The organism is Prosthecobacter sp. SYSU 5D2, assembly GCF_039655865.1.
GTDB lineage: Bacteria > Verrucomicrobiota > Verrucomicrobiia > Verrucomicrobiales > Verrucomicrobiaceae > Prosthecobacter.
Genome location: NZ_JBBYXL010000001.1, coordinates 226,167 through 240,436, shown reverse-complemented (window position 1 = coordinate 240,436; position 14,270 = coordinate 226,167). Strand labels below are relative to the sequence as shown.

The window sequence follows — 14,270 nt, the reverse complement described above, 5'->3', positions numbered from 1 at the left end:
TATGCGTCATTCCATCCTCTCCCTTCTCACTGCCCTGGCTCTGGGCGGCACTGCTGCCGCTGCGGACTTGGCTTATGAATTTGCTCCCAACTTCATCACACCGCCTCCGGGCAAGGAAACGCTGGGCAATGGCCATGGCGAGATCGCCTGCGACAGTGCGGGGAATTTTTATGTGAGTGTTCAGGAGCCGAATGCGGGAATCCAGGTCTATGGGCCGGATGGCAAGTTCATCAAGGCGCTGCCGCTGCCGGCCTCGCTGCATGGTTTTGTGATCCGCAAGGATGAGGGGGGCGAGTTCATCTTCGCCGCCGTGCTGACGGAGCAAAAGGTGATCAAAGCCAAGCTGGATGGCATGGTGGTGATGGAGATCCCCACCTCCGCTTTTCCTGAGGGCAAGGCTGGTCCGAAGGGGCTGAAGCTGACCAACTGCGATGTGGCTCCTAATGGCGACATCTTTGTGGTGGATGGCTACGGGCAGAGCTGGATTTTCGTTTTTGACCGCGTAGGCAAATTTAAGAGCGTCTTCGGCGGCCCCGGAGAGCCTCTGAAACTGGCCAATACGCACAAGATCTTCATTGACCGCCGCTTTGAGCCCGCCCGCATCCTGGCCTGTGACCGGGGCAACAACCGCCTGTTGCACCTCGAGCTGGACGGCAAGCTGATCAGCGTCATCGCCAGCGAAGGCCTGCGCCGCCCTAGTAGCGCCTCCTTTCATGGTGACCTGATGTGCGTGGCTGAAATCGCCGGGCGCGTGAGCGTGTGGGACAAGGAAGGCAAGATGGTGGCCGAGTTGGGGGCCAACGAGAATGAAAAACAAGTGAATACTCCCAAGGTGACGCCTCCGGACTGGAAGCAGGGCACGGTGACCTCCCCGCACGGCATCACGTTTGACAATGACGGTAACATCCTGGAGACCGAGTGGAACCAGTTTGGCCGGGTGCTGCGCTGGAACCGGAAGTCATAAATTTAAATGACCGGCCGCAGAGTCATTCTTTCAATGCTCGCAGGGGGGGCCATGATGGCCCCCCTGCTTGTTTTTGGCCATGCCTGTGAGTTTCTCGTGGCACGGCTGGAGGTGAAGCAGGGCACCCTGCATCTGGAGATCACCGCCGACTATGGCGGAAATCCTTTCATCACGGATGAAGCCGAAGCGCGCGAGGCGGTGAAGGGAGCCGTGAAACTGCACATGGGAGATACCCTGCGTGCCCTGGAAGAGCTGGCTCCGATGAAGCTGGAGAAACGCTCCGACTGGGATGCGGATGCACCCACGGCCTTTGCCCCCGCTCCCGATGGGCAGCCTCATCAGCTCGTGACGGGCATCTGGCAGTGGCATGCGGCTGCGAAGGTGGATGAAGTGACGCTGGTGCTCCCTGAAGTCACCGGCCACGATGTGCTGCTGTGGACCCGGGATGAAAAGCTGGGGGACAGACAGGCCAAATGGATGATGCTGATCGGCGGCGAGAGCAGCCCATTGATCCGGTTGGAGAGGCCGGTTCAGTATTCAGCCTCATGGCTGGCAGGGGGAGCCGTGGCCGCCTTGCTGGGATTGCTCGGGACCTGGTGGGCCAGGCGACAGGTGAGGAGCTGAGTCTTCTTCATCCAGGCTTTGCATTTTCCCAGGCTGCGGGTAATTCTGCGCATGGCTGTTTCCATCACTGTTGATTATGAAGGCGGACTGCGCTGCCGCGCGACCCATGGTCCGTCGAAAAACGAGTTGCTCACCGATGCCCCGGTGGACAATCACGGCAAGGGGGAATCCTTTTCCCCGACGGATCTCGTCGCCACCGCCCTGGCCACCTGCATGGCCACGGTCATGAACATCAAGGCGCAGCAAAAGGGCTATGACCTGGTGGGTATGAAGGTGAGCGTGGAAAAACACATGAGCGAGGATTCACCACGCCGCATCGTGCGCCTGCCCATCGTGATCGAGATCCCCTTTCCTGAGGATCACCCGGACCGCAAGCTCCTGGAGGCCACGGCCCTGGCCTGCCCGGTGCATCACAGTGTGCATCCGGACATTGACAAGCCGGTGAGCTTCGTCTGGAACGGCTGATTCGGGTGGCGGAAAGGCCGCAGGTGCGAAAAGTATCGGAGCCCGTGTCTTTAGCAGCGCAAGACGCGGGCGGGTATGCGCGATTCTACAGTTGCCTATGAATCGCCGCACACTTCTGCATCAAACTTCCGCCATCGGCATCACTGCCGCGTTTTCCTCCCTGACCCGTCTGCGGGCCGCCGACAAGGCGGGTAAAAAGCTAAAAGTAGCCGTGGTGGCGCTGGGCCGTGGCATGGCCCATGTGCAGGCGCTGCTGAGGCTGCCGGATGTGGAGATCGCCTATCTGGCGGAGACAGATGCGAACCGCCTCCAGCAGGGCCTCAAGGTCGTCGCCGACAAGCAGGAAGTTTCCTGCCAGGGCGTGACTGACTTCCGCAAAATCCTGGAGGACAAGTCCGTGGATGCGGTCTTCATCGCCACGCCGAATTTCTGGCACACACCGATGGCCATCCTGGCCATGCAGGCGGGAAAGCATGTGTATGTGGAAAAGCCCGGCAGCCAAAACCCTGGCGAGGCCGAGGCGCTGGTCGCCGCCATGAAAAAGTATGACCGTGTGGTGCAGATGGGCAATCAGCGCCGCACCTGGATGAAGGAAGCCATCGCATCCCTCCACGGGGGTGCTATCGGCACGGTGCGCTACGGGCGCGGGTTTTACTACAACTCCCGCAAGGAGGTGGGGGCACCGGTCAAGCCTGCCCCGGCGGACATGGACTGGAACCTGTGGCAGGGTCCTGTACCGGATGATGCGCAGCATGACATCAAAAAATACGCCCACTACGACTGGCACTGGCTCTGGCATTGGGGCAATGGCGAGCTGGGCAACAATGGCATCCACACACTGGACATCCTGCGCTGGGGCATCAAGGGTGATTATCCGCTCAAGGTCACCTACAATGGCGGCCGCTACTTTTATGATGACATCCAGGAGACGCCCGATACCGGCACCGCCGTGTACGACTTTGGCCATGCCGGCATGAGCTGGGAATGCAGCAGCTGCCATCCGCGCGCTGCGGAAAAACCCCTCGCCGAAGTCGTGTTCTACGGTGACAACGGCACCATGGGCATCGGCCGGGATTCCTGGACGATTTATGATCCGAAAGGCAAGGAGATCAGCACCGAGAAAGGCGCTGGGGGCGGTGATCCCGCCCACATGGGCAATTTCCTGGATGCCATCCGCGGCACCGCCCAGCTTAACAGCCCCATTGATGAAGGCCAGAAGAGCACCATGCTATGCCACCTGGGCAACATTGCCTACAGGACGAATACCGTCGTGCGCTGTGACCCGAAGACTGGCAAACTCATTGACAATCCCGAGGGTGAAAAACTCTGGAGCCGCGAATACCGCCCCGGCTGGGGACTGTAATTTTCGCCCGGTTACCCGCTCCGCGTCCTTCCCAGGTTATCAGAGCCTCAGAAGGAAGCGGAGCTTCTATTCCAGAAGGGCTTCGCCTCCATCACCGCCCATGTCCAGCTCCCTCACCCGTTTGCGATCCCGTTCGGCCTGAACTGCGGTGCGCAGCATTTCCCTGACAGCTTCCACATTGGGGATGGCTTTGATCGTAACGGTGGGCGTGCTTAGATCCGATGTTATTAAAGTCAGGTGCCCCAGGCCAAGCATCCGGAGAAAAAATGGCCGGACCATCGAGTAATCCTTCACCCGGAAAAGCTCCATTTCGTCCAGATGCTTGTTAAAAATGCCGGTGGAAATTTTAAGCCGCTGGCTGGTCAGTTCATACAAGGTGCATTTGGTAAGCCACCAGCGGATGATCCACATCAACAACGGCACGACCAAGCCCACAGCAGCGAGTCCGCCCGTGACGGTGGCTCCAACCACTGCTCCAATGGCAAGCAGCACGCAGAAAAAATAATACCAAAAGTGCACCCATTGGGAGGTATGACCCGACCAAAGCGGGGATTCCGTGGCCAAGTTTGCGGAGGCAGGTGAGGTGGTCATAATCAATGATGGGAGTGGGCTTGCCTGACGCCCGATTATGCCACGAGAGAAGGCAAAGCCAAAATGCTTTCGTGCGCAATGTCATCTGAGGTGCTCTAGATTTCTGGACCAGTGTCAAAACCAAAAGCACAGTCCGATCATGAGCCAGAAAACCTATCAACGAGACACCCCCGAGTTCAAGTAGCAGGCCCTCGGCAAGCCATTCTCCGAAGTGGCCAGGGAACTCCAGATCAGCGAAAACCTCCTCTACAACTGGCGCTTGGCCGCGAGAACGCCCGTCTGCAGGCTGAAAATGACATTTTAAAAAAGGCCGCCATTATCCTCGGCTCCAGACCCTAGCCCAGCTGCGCGAAATGATCCACCTCATCTTCCAGGACACAGGTCACAGCGTGCGCCTCATCTGCCAGTGCCTCCAAGTGCCCCGCAACAGCTACTACCATGCCGCCACGCCCACCGCGAGCCAGCGCAGCGACGCGCAACTCAGCCAGGCCATCGGCATCATCTTCCACCACCATCGCCGCCGTTACGGCTACCGGCGCATCTGGAAGCAGCTCGCCGCTGACGGTATCGTATGCGCTCCAGACCGTATGCGCCGCCTCATGCAGGAGCAAGGCCTCATCGCCCTCCAGCCACGGACCTACACACCCCAGACCAGCGACGGGTGTGCCGACCTCCCTTCACCCAACCTGCTACTGGACAAACCCATGCCAGAGCGCCCCAACGAGGGCTGGGCAGGCGACATCACCTTCATCCCCTGTGGCGAAAAATGGCTTTACCTGGCCGTCGTCATCGACCTGTGCTCACGGCGCATCATGGGCTGGTCGCTGGCCGATCACATGCGCAGCGAGCTGGTCGTTGAGGCCATGCAGCAGGCCCTCACCTCGCGCCGTCACACCGGCGGCCTCATCTTCTATAGTGACCGCAGCAGCCAATTGGCAGCCGCGCCTTCCGCCAGGTGCTCCAGCAGGCCCAGATGAGGCAGAGCATGTCAGCACGGGCCAACCCGCCTACTTCCTCAGCTACCGAACACCCCCACCACTTCGAGAGCGAAATCGCTCTCTCAAACTAAATCACTTTTGGTCCAATGATCCGTGGCATCTCAGTATTATCTGTAACCTGAATGAAATGCTCGATGGCTTGGCGTGCAAAATGCTGAAAAATGATTTTCAATTTGTAAAATTGACTTCCGTAAATAAACCCTTATCATTTGTGAGAAATAAGCCAAAAGACCTAAGAATTTAAAATCAGTTTTATTTTTTCAGCATCCACCCCGTTTTTTTAAATTTGGCATTAGTAACCTTCGACAAAATATTGCGTATCACTTTGCATGAGCACCGTTTTAATTCGTCTCTTGACGCTTGAGGCAAAAAATGTCATTCCTGAGATCCTCTGGGCGATACTGGGAATTTACGTTTGTGCAGTGCTGGTCACCCTCGCCAGTGTTTGGGTGACGAACAAAAGTGTGGTGTCACGTTTTTTTTGGATTTTCGTCGTTGTCGGGATGCCTTTTCTGGGAATACTGGCGCACTGCCTCCACTGTGTGACTCTTGCTGATATCAGTTCGTTGAAACAATTTGGCTTTTTTTCCCGAAAGGCCGCTTGAGACTTTTTCGTTTCCTTCACTCCTGCTCCCGACTTTATGGCCCACTCCCATGCCTGTAACAGATACTATGCCCTCAGCGTGGTGAAATTTGCCTGCTTGCTCACGCTCCTGCCGATTGGGCATGTGACGGCGCAGACAGCTTATGAACCCACTTTGCCTGCTTCGACTGAAGTCCAGAGTGCTGGCTACTTCCCAACGATCACCGAAGATATCTTACTCCGTGGACCCAGTGATTCGCGCAGTCTTGGGATAGGCCTTGGGCCGGATGCTGCGGGAGGGCCTGATGGTAGGGGGCAAGTAGCCTCAGGTTTATTCAGGTATTACGACAATAACCCGGATTTTTATCAAAGGAATATAGACTTTTTTAGGCCAGTAAACAATGTTTTGGGTCACTTCACTCCCCACGACAGTTTCGTGCTGGAATCACAAAGGCTGCAACACGTTTCGTTTTCCGCTGATGCCAGCTTGAACCTTTTTACTCGAACTTTTAATCCAGAGCTGGCCCACGTTAAATTGGGTATGCTGTACTTTGATGTTTTGTGGGTGGGCAGTGGTGTTGTTTACTCAGATTTCAAAGGCGATATGCCTGTTACTGTAAATGGCGATGATGATGAGGATGGTTGGATTGCGTATGTAGAATTGGGTGTAAGAGGGTTAGTTAGAATAACAGATTCAATTTACTTTTCAGTTGTTGCTAACGTTATTTATCTTCCATTCGAAAACAAACTCGGATTTGCATTAGGAAATAGCGGTAATTCAGGTATTGACTTTAATTTTGCTTATAACGATACAATTGGCGAATGGGAAATTTTGCTCTACAATAGATTTACGGGCAGGCCTGGGCTTGAAATATTTGTAGATTCTAGCTCCACGGCATTTGATAGAGCTGGGCGCTATTCATTTGGATTCTTGACGGATCGAAGCAATGATTTCTTTAATGAAAACACAGCATTGTTTGGAAACACTGTTGGATTTGCTGCATCTCGGGCACTTTTTGGGAACCAATGGAGATTGTTTTTCGACATTGGTCATGGAGATTTTTGGCAAACATTTGACTTCGATAATCATGGAACTCGTGACTTTTTGAATTTGGCTATGCAATATGAGGGGTCATCCATACCCTTTGCACCCAGGTTTAGTTATGGATATGTATCCAATGATGGTTATCGGAGTCTCTTGCACATATTTGAACTCCAGCTTACGGGCAGAATCACAGAAAATATTGATTGGGCTGGAAGTGTGGGTTATGCCACCTCCACTGGGGATACTTCAGAAAATGATAATTTTATTTGGTCGTTATCTCTAAATCACGATTTATCCCGTTCTACAAGGCATGGTGTCTCTATGGGGGAAAATTATTTCCAAAATGAATTTATCTCGGATACTCGTTTTGCTAGGTATCTTAGATACTCATTGGATCAACGGATTACATCCAGATTCAATGCGGGTTTCTTTGCTCAATTTTCTGAAAATGAGACATCAACAACTGATCTTTTCCCCACCCGTGATCGAATGGGAATGGGACTTTCTTTAACTTACCGACCGCTCGATTTCACTTCGATAAATGCATTTGCTCTTTATGAGCAAAGTGATTCTGATAGAGAAGTATTTGATGACAGTGCCCGGTGGTTGTATCGGATCCAGTTGAACCAGCAGCTAGGACATCGGTTGACGGGCAATGTATTTTATCAATATGAAGAATTCCGGAGTGACCTCACACAATTTTCGGAACATGTATGTGGTCTCTCTTTGCGCCGATATTTTTAAGCACTCGCACTTGTCTTACCATTCAATGACTAATAAAATGAACATCGTGAAAGCAAATCATCAAAAAGCATCATTAGAGCTTAGCTCTTTTTTATGTGCCGCGTTAGCATTTGTCTCAGCAAGTGCTTTAAATGCAGGGGATCCTAAAGGTGTTATCGAACCCGCTCCTCCCGCACTTCAAACAAACCGGGATGTGCCTGCGGATTTTCATAAATACTTTGGCCAGCGGGTCAATAGCTGGCGCGATCGGGAGCGCCAGATCGCCAAACTGGACATGGATGCTGACATGAATCAGGATGGTACCATTAGCAATACGGACCCTGCTGACAACGGCGCATTTGAAGCTACGCCACCGGGAGTGATTTTGGGTGCTGGTGAATTGACACGTGTGGTCATCCGTTTGTTACCTTATCGCATTGACTTTGATGGTGAGGTTGTGATCACTTTGGAAGCCGAGGGAATCAACCGCTCTGACAAGACAGGTGAGTTTGCTTCTCTTGACGAGGAACTTGCTTCAATGGGGCACATTCGTGTCTGGAGGGATTCAACCAAGAAGACCTTGTTGCTGGACACGCGGGATCCGGCAAAGCGTGTTGTTGAGTTCACTACTCAGTATAAAACCTACCCTTACAACCTGCCATTGGAAGTGCCTCGCTTTGTCTTTGTTGAAGGCGTTTCTTCATCCCCAATTCATATTGGTGACATCCGGCTTCTCGTCACATGTTCACACCGTGCTATTGGACAACCTGCATACAGCGATCTGACTTCTGGCAAAACATCTGGAAAACAGGGCGATCCACTGCCTGAGCAAAAATCAAGTCCGATTAAGAGCTTCCGAACTAGTTTTGACCATATATTGTTCACCGTGCAACCAACGCCGGTGCCAAAAGAGTTTATCAATGGCAATAACGAAGGTGTGTGGGTCAGCCCCACAGGCTCCTATTGAAATTGCTCATCAAAGCCAGGAATAGAGGAGGTCTGATAATATCGGGCCTCCTCGTTCCTTTTTGCAATCCTTCTCTCTGCTGACATAGATACTGAACACCTTTTCATGATGCCTGTGCATTTTCCCATCGTCTGGAAATATTTTTCTACTTGTGCCTTGCTGTTACTGCTTGCGAGCTGCGCGAAAACCCAATCTGATGAGGCATTTCCTGGGCCAGTTGCTGTTGTACCTCCAACGATTGGTCAACCCGTTAAACCAAATGCTTTTCGAGCTGGAGATACGCTGGAACTCTTCGTTAAAGAAGATTCTACTTTAAATGGTAGCTATGCAGTACGTGAAGGCGGTTATATCGTCATTCCGAGGGCTGGACGGATCACCGTGTCCGGATTCACCCGTGAAGAGATCGAACCTAAACTGAAAGAGTTTCTTCAAAAATCCCAGCTAACGCAGGCAAGTGTAATAGTGGAGCGGCTTCCTGGGGCTTCCAGTTCTTCCGGTCCGGGTTCCGTCTCAGGAGAAAGCATTGTCCGGGTGCCTGTTTATATTACAGGAAGCGTTCCGCGTTCAGGTCTGCACGCGATTCCAGTTCCACCTGGCAAGATAGTCGGTGTTTATGAGGCTCTTTTGATTAGCGGTGGCCTTGGCAAGTTCGCGACCCTGGGCAAGGTTGAAATTTTTCGTTTTGATAGTTCAGGTAAGAGGAAAAAAGCGATTGTGGATCTGCGTCCTATCATGAAGGGCGAAGCTGATGATCCTCCCATCTCAGAGGGTGACATTATTAATGTTCCAGAAAAAGTGTTTGGTTTTTGAGCCGGGGGGCCAGATGATTTATTTGCAGTTCACCTGAGTTTTACTTCGGTGGAGTCTGCTGATCCAATTGACAGGTTTATGAACATGCAAGCAAACAATCAGGCGGGCAAAGAGTCCAAATTCGACTCTTCAAGTATAATTCGTTTTGTTTTGGGATATGAAGAATACTGGCGTCTGATGATCATAATGCTGCTTGCCGGATTGCTTGCGGCCGTATGCTATTTTGTATTCGCCACAGCGACTTATGAATCACGCTCTTTGGTCAGGGTCAATACGTTCATCGTTGGCGTAGATACTGCGAGCGGCCAAGGTAATAACGAATTTGGGTATTTGCAGATTAGAAGCCTGGCTAGCAGGCTCAATACTGGGATTCATATTTTGGAAGCTGCGAAAAAAATCGGAGTGGCTGATTCTGAGACATCATACGACAACTTGAGGGAATCCCTGCTGCCTGTATGCCGCGTTTCCGTCTTGGACTCGTCGCATCTTGAAGTTTTGGTCCTTTCTTTCAGTCCCCACGTCGTGAGGGAGCTGCCACAGGCGTTGGTAGATACTTACGAGGAGTTGCGTCTAAAAATGAATGCTGAATATCGCGAAAAGGCGATTGAAAGGTATCTGCTCGAAATTAATCAAGTGCGAAAAAAAGTTGCAGAGCAATTGGAAAAAAAGCTTCAATTTGAAGAGCAAAGCGCGTTGGCCAGTGCGCAGATTGAGATGGAACGGTTGAGTAACATACCCGTAGATATTGTCAGAACCAAATACAGGCTCAGCCAGCATGCGGAAATTGAGTCGATTTTGGACGCCCAGAGTAATACTCTGGATGTTATAGCCAAGCTTGCGTTGTTAAACAGTTTTGATGAAGATGAAAATGATCCGCTAGAAGCCGGGAGGGTTGTCAGGCGGGCAGGTGGCTCATCTCCTTTTACGTTTACCAGTCCTAACACGGTGAGCAACCAAGTTGTAGTCAAACCGAATATGGTTGAAGGGTTGAGACCTTGGCAGGAGCTGGAACGACAGAAGCGAGCCATTGAGGAGCAGCTCCGGTTTGCCAGTGCTAAATTTCTAGGTGACCATCCGGAGATACTAAAGCTGAAGGAAGAATTGCGGCAAGTGGACGCGGCGCTGGAAGTCGAATTAAATGTCTCTGTTTCTGGCTTTGAACTGCAAAAGGCCCGCTTGACAGAAAAACTTTCTGAACTGGAGAGCAAGCTTCCTGCATATTATCAAGCAACGAAAAACTTTGATGTTAAAAGGCAGGATTATGACCTGTTGGAAAAGAGCCAGCTTTCCTGGGATAAAGCCTATGAAACATTGAGCAAGAGAATCGAAACGCTAGGCTCCGATGATGGCAAAACGTCCATGAATATGGAGTTCCGTGGTTTTACCAATTTGCGAGATGGCAGGCCCGCTTCTCCGAATAAAATGAAATTGTTGATGATGGGGTGTCTTCTTGGCTTTGGCATGGCAGGCGGGGTGCCATTCTTACTCCGCCGGTTCGACAGCTCGGTGGTGGATTTGAATGAGTTTGAGGGGACCTTAGGCATTAATGGCATCGGTTTGATTCCGATGAGCGATCCAAAGGTGCTGCAAGAGCTGAACCGCTCGCCTGCCATTGGTGCGACGGTGCCTAACGCGCTGCTTGAAAACTTCCGGCTTGTCCGAAGCAGTATTCTTCTCAATAAAAGCCCAAAAGGTGATGGCCGCATCATTATGTTTACGAGTGCGCGGCCAGGTGAGGGGAAGACCACCATTTCATCCAATGTTGCCTGGGCTTTTTCTTCATTGGGAGAGCGTACATTGATAATTGATTGTGACCTTCGCCGTGGACGGCTTCATAATGTGGTTGGCGTTTCAAATGAATTTGGCTTGACCAATTTGCTTACCGGTCGTGCCACTCTTGATCAATGTGTTCAAAAATCCAATACTGACAATCTCTGGACAATTAGCCGGGGTCCCGTGGTTCCAGGCACCACTGAGCTGCTGAACTCTGGCGTGTTTGCAGCTGTGCTTGATCAGTTAAAAGGGCAGTATGACCGTATTATCCTGGATACCCCGCCAGTACTTGGCCTGAGTGAGACTGCATTTTTGCAGAACCACGCTGATGGCATTGTGATAATCGTGCGATGTGGAATCACTCAACGCAAAGATGTGGTAGATGCAGTACAGACCCTTCAAAAGCTTGGCGGTCACTTCTATGGTTTTGTGTTGAATGGAGTGGATTTCAGCAAGCGCTTAAATCATTATTACTACTATTATTATTCGTCCAGCTATTATGACTCGAACTGGGATGAGGAAAAACCCAAAAAGATGAGTTGATCGCGGCCTGGGCATCTCAAGTGCGCTGTGTCTGACTGGATTGTGCAATTCGAGCAACATCCCTCCATGATTGCTCGTTTTTGCTTTTCTTTTGAGGCCAAACAAGACCAATTTCTTATTCCCATTAAATCATATGAGTCATTCTAAACCAAAACTTCATAACGCAATGTGGCCCGGACTGGTGGGCAAAGGTGATGGCGAAGGCCAGGAGCCGCCAATCAGCCTGGAGCACATGCTGGATCTGACGGCTGCGGCAGAGGTCGGCGGCCAAAAGTTCGACGGTATTGATTATTTCCTGTTCCATCCTCACACCGATCCCAACGCGAGCGATGACGAGCTGAAGAAAATCGCGGATCTGATCTCGGGCAAGGGTTTTGACGTGGGCTCCCTGGTGGCCCCGGTCTGGCCTGGCACCGTCGGTGATTCCGCCATGGGTGATGATGCCTCCCAGGCGAAGTTCCTCGACGCAGTTACTGTGGCCTGCCGGATTGCCAAAATCTTCAATGAACACGGTGTGCGCAAATATGGCGTCATCCGCGTGGATTCGGCCGAGTTCGGGGTGGCCAAGTGGAAGGAAAACCCGGCAGTGAATACTTCCCGGATCGTGGATACCTTTAAAAAGGCCGCCAAAATTGCCGCTGACCATGGTGAGCGACTGGCCGCTGAAGGAGAAATCTGCTGGGCGGGCATGCATTCCTGGAAAGATATGCTGGACGTTCTCGAAGGGGTGGGGATGCCGGAGTCCTTTGGCTTCCAGGCGGATCTGGCCCACACCTATCTTTACACTCTGGGGTACAATGCACCGGAACATGCTCTGGTTCAGGAAGGCTATACCGATGAGGAATTCTGGACGGCCTATGAGAAAATGACGGACAAGCTCCGCCCATGGACGATTGATTTCCATGTCGCCCAGAACGACGGCCAGGTCCATGGTGCAGGCTCTCATGACAAGACCGGCAAGCATTGCCCAGCGGACGATCCAAATGGCAAGCTGGACATCACCAAAGCTGCCGGTTACTGGCTCAAGGATGCGCCGAGCCGAGGCATCCAGCACATTTGCTGGGATGGCTGCATGTTCCCCAACGCGACGCTGGAGAAGCCTGAGACGTGGAACAACATCCTGGATGCCATGATCAAGGTGCGAAACGCCCACGGCTGGTGAGGGGAAATTTATAATAACGTGTTCAGGCAGTTTGAGAGGGAACTCTCAGGCTGCCTGATTTCATTTCGCGGTTGTCCGCATTCGGTTCGGGGTTTACCCCACGGTGTTCGTATCTTCGGTATGTCAGACCTTCCCTTTCACTATGCCATCGTCCAGGCAGTTGAAAAAGATCCCCGCTATCACCCTCATGCCTATGAGTTTGTGCGGGATGCCCTGCATGTGGCGGTGAAGCACTATCGTGAAGGGCAGGAAAACCAGCATGTGTCCGGCCAGGAGGTGCTGGAAGGGGTGCGTCTCCATGCCTTGGCGGAATACGGTCCCATGGCCTTCACCATTCTGGGGGAATGGGGTCTGCACCAGGGATCCGATGTCGGAAACATTGTCTATAACCTCATCGAGACCGGCTACTTTGGCAAAAATGACGGCGACAGCCTGGAGGATTTTAGCGGCGGGTATGACTTTGAAACGGCGTTTACCGAACCGTTTAAGCCGAAATTGAACCGGCAGGAAGCCTGAGTTTTTCAGTCACCTTTTAGGTCATTTCAGCAAAACCAGGCTTGAGCCGGAGGCAAGTCTGCGCATTCTGCGCGCCCCTATGCCCGCCATTCCTGCTGAATTTACCCAAGTCACCGCCATCACCAAAGCCAACGTTTATTTCGATGGCAAGGTCGTCAGCCACAGCATCGTCTTTCCGGACGGCCGGAAAAAGACCCTCGGCCTCATCTATCCGGGCAGCTATCACTTCGGCACCGAGAAAGCTGAGATCATGGAAATCGTCGCCGGTGCCTGTGAAGTGAAACTGGATGGCAGTGAAGAAAAGACCGCCTACGCTGCTGGTGATGTCTTTGAAGTCCCAGCCAAGTCCGGGTTCGACATCGCGGTGACCGCAGGCATCTGCGAATACATCTGCTCTTTTATTGACTGAACCCTGACCGCACCCCGGCCCGCAGGGCAGGGAAGTGATTACTCTGGTTTCACCTTCGCCCATTCTTCATGCAGAACGGGCTTCAGGATCTTGGTCCATTCTTCGTAGCCTTCCGGGCTGAGATGGAGCAGATCCTTCGCATAATATTTGCGGATGGGATGGCCGGTTTCATCTGCCAGGTAGCTGTGGCAGTCCACATAGCGTGCCCAGTTCTTGCCCTCGGCCCAGGCTTGGAGCTGGCGGTTGACTTCAAGTACCTGCGGGATCTGGGCGATTCTTTTTTCGCCGATTTTGACGGAGGTGATGATGACGCGGGCTTTGGGAAAGCGCTCGTGGACGAGCTCCAGAAACTTCGTGTAATCGGCCATCGTTTCCGCGACGGTCAGCTTGGCATTGATATCGTTGCTGCCGGTATAAGTGACGATGAGCCTGGGCTTGTGGCGAGAGATGAGGGTGTCAAAATGGACGATGAGGTCATTGGCCACACTGCCGCCGAAGCCGCGGTTTAGAACCGGGAGACCCGGGAAGTCCTCGTTCAGCGTCTTCCACAGCCGGATGCTGGAACTGCCGGTGAAGACGATGCCGCCTTTTTCCGCAGGCTGCTCTGCAAAGGCGGCGATGTCTTTGGCAAAGCGGGCCGGATCTGGACGTGGAGTCGGCTCCAGGGCGAAGAGGGAGGGCGCTGCAAGGGCAACGAGAAGGGAGAGTAACAGGCGTTTCATGTTTGGATAACA

At 52.6% G+C, this 14,270-nt stretch carries 15 protein-coding genes; 13 read left to right on the top strand and 2 right to left on the bottom strand.

Annotation, left to right across the window (positions count from 1 at the left end):
* Nucleotide 1 precedes the first annotated feature (1 nt).
* The 4 genes from WJU23_RS01065 to WJU23_RS01050 all read left to right on the top strand — a co-directional run bounded on the left by WJU23_RS01065 (nt 2) and on the right by WJU23_RS01050 (nt 3,416).
* Nucleotides 2–964 carry a hypothetical protein gene (locus WJU23_RS01065; protein ID WP_346330669.1) on the top strand — a complete coding sequence of 321 codons (963 nt, stop codon included), beginning with the start codon at nt 2–4 and terminating at the stop codon, nt 962–964.
* A gap of 51 nt (nt 965–1,015) precedes the next feature.
* The gene (locus WJU23_RS01060) at nt 1,016–1,588 is read left to right on the top strand and encodes a hypothetical protein (protein WP_346330668.1); all 573 of its coding nucleotides are present in this window, start codon (nt 1,016–1,018) and stop codon (nt 1,586–1,588) included.
* Nucleotides 1,589–1,639: 51 nt separating this feature from the next.
* Nucleotides 1,640–2,053, top strand: coding sequence for an OsmC family protein (locus tag WJU23_RS01055; protein ID WP_346330667.1), 414 nt, complete (start codon nt 1,640–1,642; stop codon nt 2,051–2,053).
* A 97-nt stretch (nt 2,054–2,150) separates the two neighbouring features.
* Nucleotides 2,151–3,416, top strand: coding sequence for a Gfo/Idh/MocA family oxidoreductase (locus tag WJU23_RS01050; RefSeq protein ID WP_346330666.1), 1,266 nt, complete (start codon nt 2,151–2,153; stop codon nt 3,414–3,416).
* A 66-nt stretch (nt 3,417–3,482) separates the two neighbouring features.
* Here the strand turns inward: WJU23_RS01050 and WJU23_RS01045 are convergent, their stop codons facing one another.
* The gene (locus WJU23_RS01045) at nt 3,483–4,007 is read right to left on the bottom strand and encodes a PH domain-containing protein (RefSeq protein ID WP_346330665.1); all 525 of its coding nucleotides are present in this window, start codon (nt 4,005–4,007) and stop codon (nt 3,483–3,485) included.
* Nucleotides 4,008–4,360: 353 nt separating this feature from the next.
* Between WJU23_RS01045 and WJU23_RS01040 the strand changes: the two genes are divergently transcribed.
* The 9 genes from WJU23_RS01040 to WJU23_RS01000 all read left to right on the top strand — a co-directional run bounded on the left by WJU23_RS01040 (nt 4,361) and on the right by WJU23_RS01000 (nt 13,536).
* Complete coding sequence (locus WJU23_RS01040; RefSeq protein WP_346330664.1) at nt 4,361–4,984, top strand: IS3 family transposase; 624 nt, start codon at nt 4,361–4,363, stop codon at nt 4,982–4,984.
* Nucleotides 4,985–5,334: 350 nt separating this feature from the next.
* Nucleotides 5,335–5,610: a hypothetical protein gene (locus tag WJU23_RS01035; RefSeq protein WP_346330663.1), complete on the top strand. Its 276-nt coding sequence runs from the start codon at nt 5,335–5,337 to the stop codon at nt 5,608–5,610.
* A 96-nt stretch (nt 5,611–5,706) separates the two neighbouring features.
* Nucleotides 5,707–7,377, top strand: a complete 1,671-nt coding sequence (locus tag WJU23_RS01030) for a hypothetical protein (RefSeq protein WP_346330662.1) — start codon at nt 5,707–5,709, stop codon at nt 7,375–7,377.
* A 37-nt stretch (nt 7,378–7,414) separates the two neighbouring features.
* Nucleotides 7,415–8,323, top strand: coding sequence for a hypothetical protein (locus WJU23_RS01025; RefSeq protein WP_346330661.1), 909 nt, complete (start codon nt 7,415–7,417; stop codon nt 8,321–8,323).
* 105 nt (nt 8,324–8,428) lie between these two features.
* Entirely contained in the window at nt 8,429–9,133 is a 705-nt protein-coding gene (locus tag WJU23_RS01020) for a polysaccharide biosynthesis/export family protein (RefSeq protein ID WP_346330660.1), read from the top strand.
* Between the two features lie 78 nt (nt 9,134–9,211).
* On the top strand, nt 9,212–11,449 hold the full coding sequence (locus WJU23_RS01015) for a polysaccharide biosynthesis tyrosine autokinase (RefSeq protein WP_346330659.1): 2,238 nt from the start codon (nt 9,212–9,214) through the stop codon (nt 11,447–11,449).
* Between the two features lie 166 nt (nt 11,450–11,615).
* Nucleotides 11,616–12,611 (top strand): TIM barrel protein, encoded by a 996-nt coding sequence (locus WJU23_RS01010; protein ID WP_346330658.1) that lies wholly within the window; start codon nt 11,616–11,618, stop codon nt 12,609–12,611.
* A gap of 120 nt (nt 12,612–12,731) precedes the next feature.
* Nucleotides 12,732–13,127: a Minf_1886 family protein gene (locus tag WJU23_RS01005; protein WP_346330657.1), complete on the top strand. Its 396-nt coding sequence runs from the start codon at nt 12,732–12,734 to the stop codon at nt 13,125–13,127.
* A gap of 79 nt (nt 13,128–13,206) precedes the next feature.
* Complete coding sequence (locus WJU23_RS01000) at nt 13,207–13,536, top strand: pyrimidine/purine nucleoside phosphorylase (RefSeq protein ID WP_346330656.1); 330 nt, start codon at nt 13,207–13,209, stop codon at nt 13,534–13,536.
* Between the two features lie 38 nt (nt 13,537–13,574).
* Here the strand turns inward: WJU23_RS01000 and WJU23_RS00995 are convergent, their stop codons facing one another.
* Complete coding sequence (locus WJU23_RS00995; RefSeq protein WP_346330655.1) at nt 13,575–14,258, bottom strand: GDSL-type esterase/lipase family protein; 684 nt, start codon at nt 14,256–14,258, stop codon at nt 13,575–13,577.
* Between the last annotated feature and the right edge of the window lie 12 nt (nt 14,259–14,270).

What these genes read in the sequence shown, in the direction of transcription:
- WJU23_RS01050 (WP_346330666.1), top strand. Translation starts at nt 2,151, where the DNA reads ATGAATCGCCGCACACTTCTGCATCAAACTTCCGCCATCGGCATCACT.
- WJU23_RS01035 (WP_346330663.1), top strand. Translation starts at nt 5,335, where the DNA reads ATGAGCACCGTTTTAATTCGTCTCTTGACGCTTGAGGCAAAAAATGTC.
- WJU23_RS01020 (WP_346330660.1), top strand. Translation starts at nt 8,429, where the DNA reads ATGATGCCTGTGCATTTTCCCATCGTCTGGAAATATTTTTCTACTTGT.
- WJU23_RS01060 (WP_346330668.1), top strand. Translation starts at nt 1,016, where the DNA reads ATGATGGCCCCCCTGCTTGTTTTTGGCCATGCCTGTGAGTTTCTCGTG.
- WJU23_RS01040 (WP_346330664.1), top strand. Translation starts at nt 4,361, where the DNA reads ATGATCCACCTCATCTTCCAGGACACAGGTCACAGCGTGCGCCTCATC.
- WJU23_RS01015 (WP_346330659.1), top strand. Translation starts at nt 9,212, where the DNA reads ATGAACATGCAAGCAAACAATCAGGCGGGCAAAGAGTCCAAATTCGAC.
- WJU23_RS01000 (WP_346330656.1), top strand. Translation starts at nt 13,207, where the DNA reads ATGCCCGCCATTCCTGCTGAATTTACCCAAGTCACCGCCATCACCAAA.
- WJU23_RS01010 (WP_346330658.1), top strand. Translation starts at nt 11,616, where the DNA reads ATGTGGCCCGGACTGGTGGGCAAAGGTGATGGCGAAGGCCAGGAGCCG.
- WJU23_RS00995 (WP_346330655.1), bottom strand. Translation starts at nt 14,258, where the DNA reads ATGAAACGCCTGTTACTCTCCCTTCTCGTTGCCCTTGCAGCGCCCTCC.
- WJU23_RS01055 (WP_346330667.1), top strand. Translation starts at nt 1,640, where the DNA reads ATGGCTGTTTCCATCACTGTTGATTATGAAGGCGGACTGCGCTGCCGC.
- WJU23_RS01005 (WP_346330657.1), top strand. Translation starts at nt 12,732, where the DNA reads ATGTCAGACCTTCCCTTTCACTATGCCATCGTCCAGGCAGTTGAAAAA.
- WJU23_RS01045 (WP_346330665.1), bottom strand. Translation starts at nt 4,007, where the DNA reads ATGACCACCTCACCTGCCTCCGCAAACTTGGCCACGGAATCCCCGCTT.
- WJU23_RS01025 (WP_346330661.1), top strand. Translation starts at nt 7,415, where the DNA reads ATGAACATCGTGAAAGCAAATCATCAAAAAGCATCATTAGAGCTTAGC.
- WJU23_RS01065 (WP_346330669.1), top strand. Translation starts at nt 2, where the DNA reads ATGCGTCATTCCATCCTCTCCCTTCTCACTGCCCTGGCTCTGGGCGGC.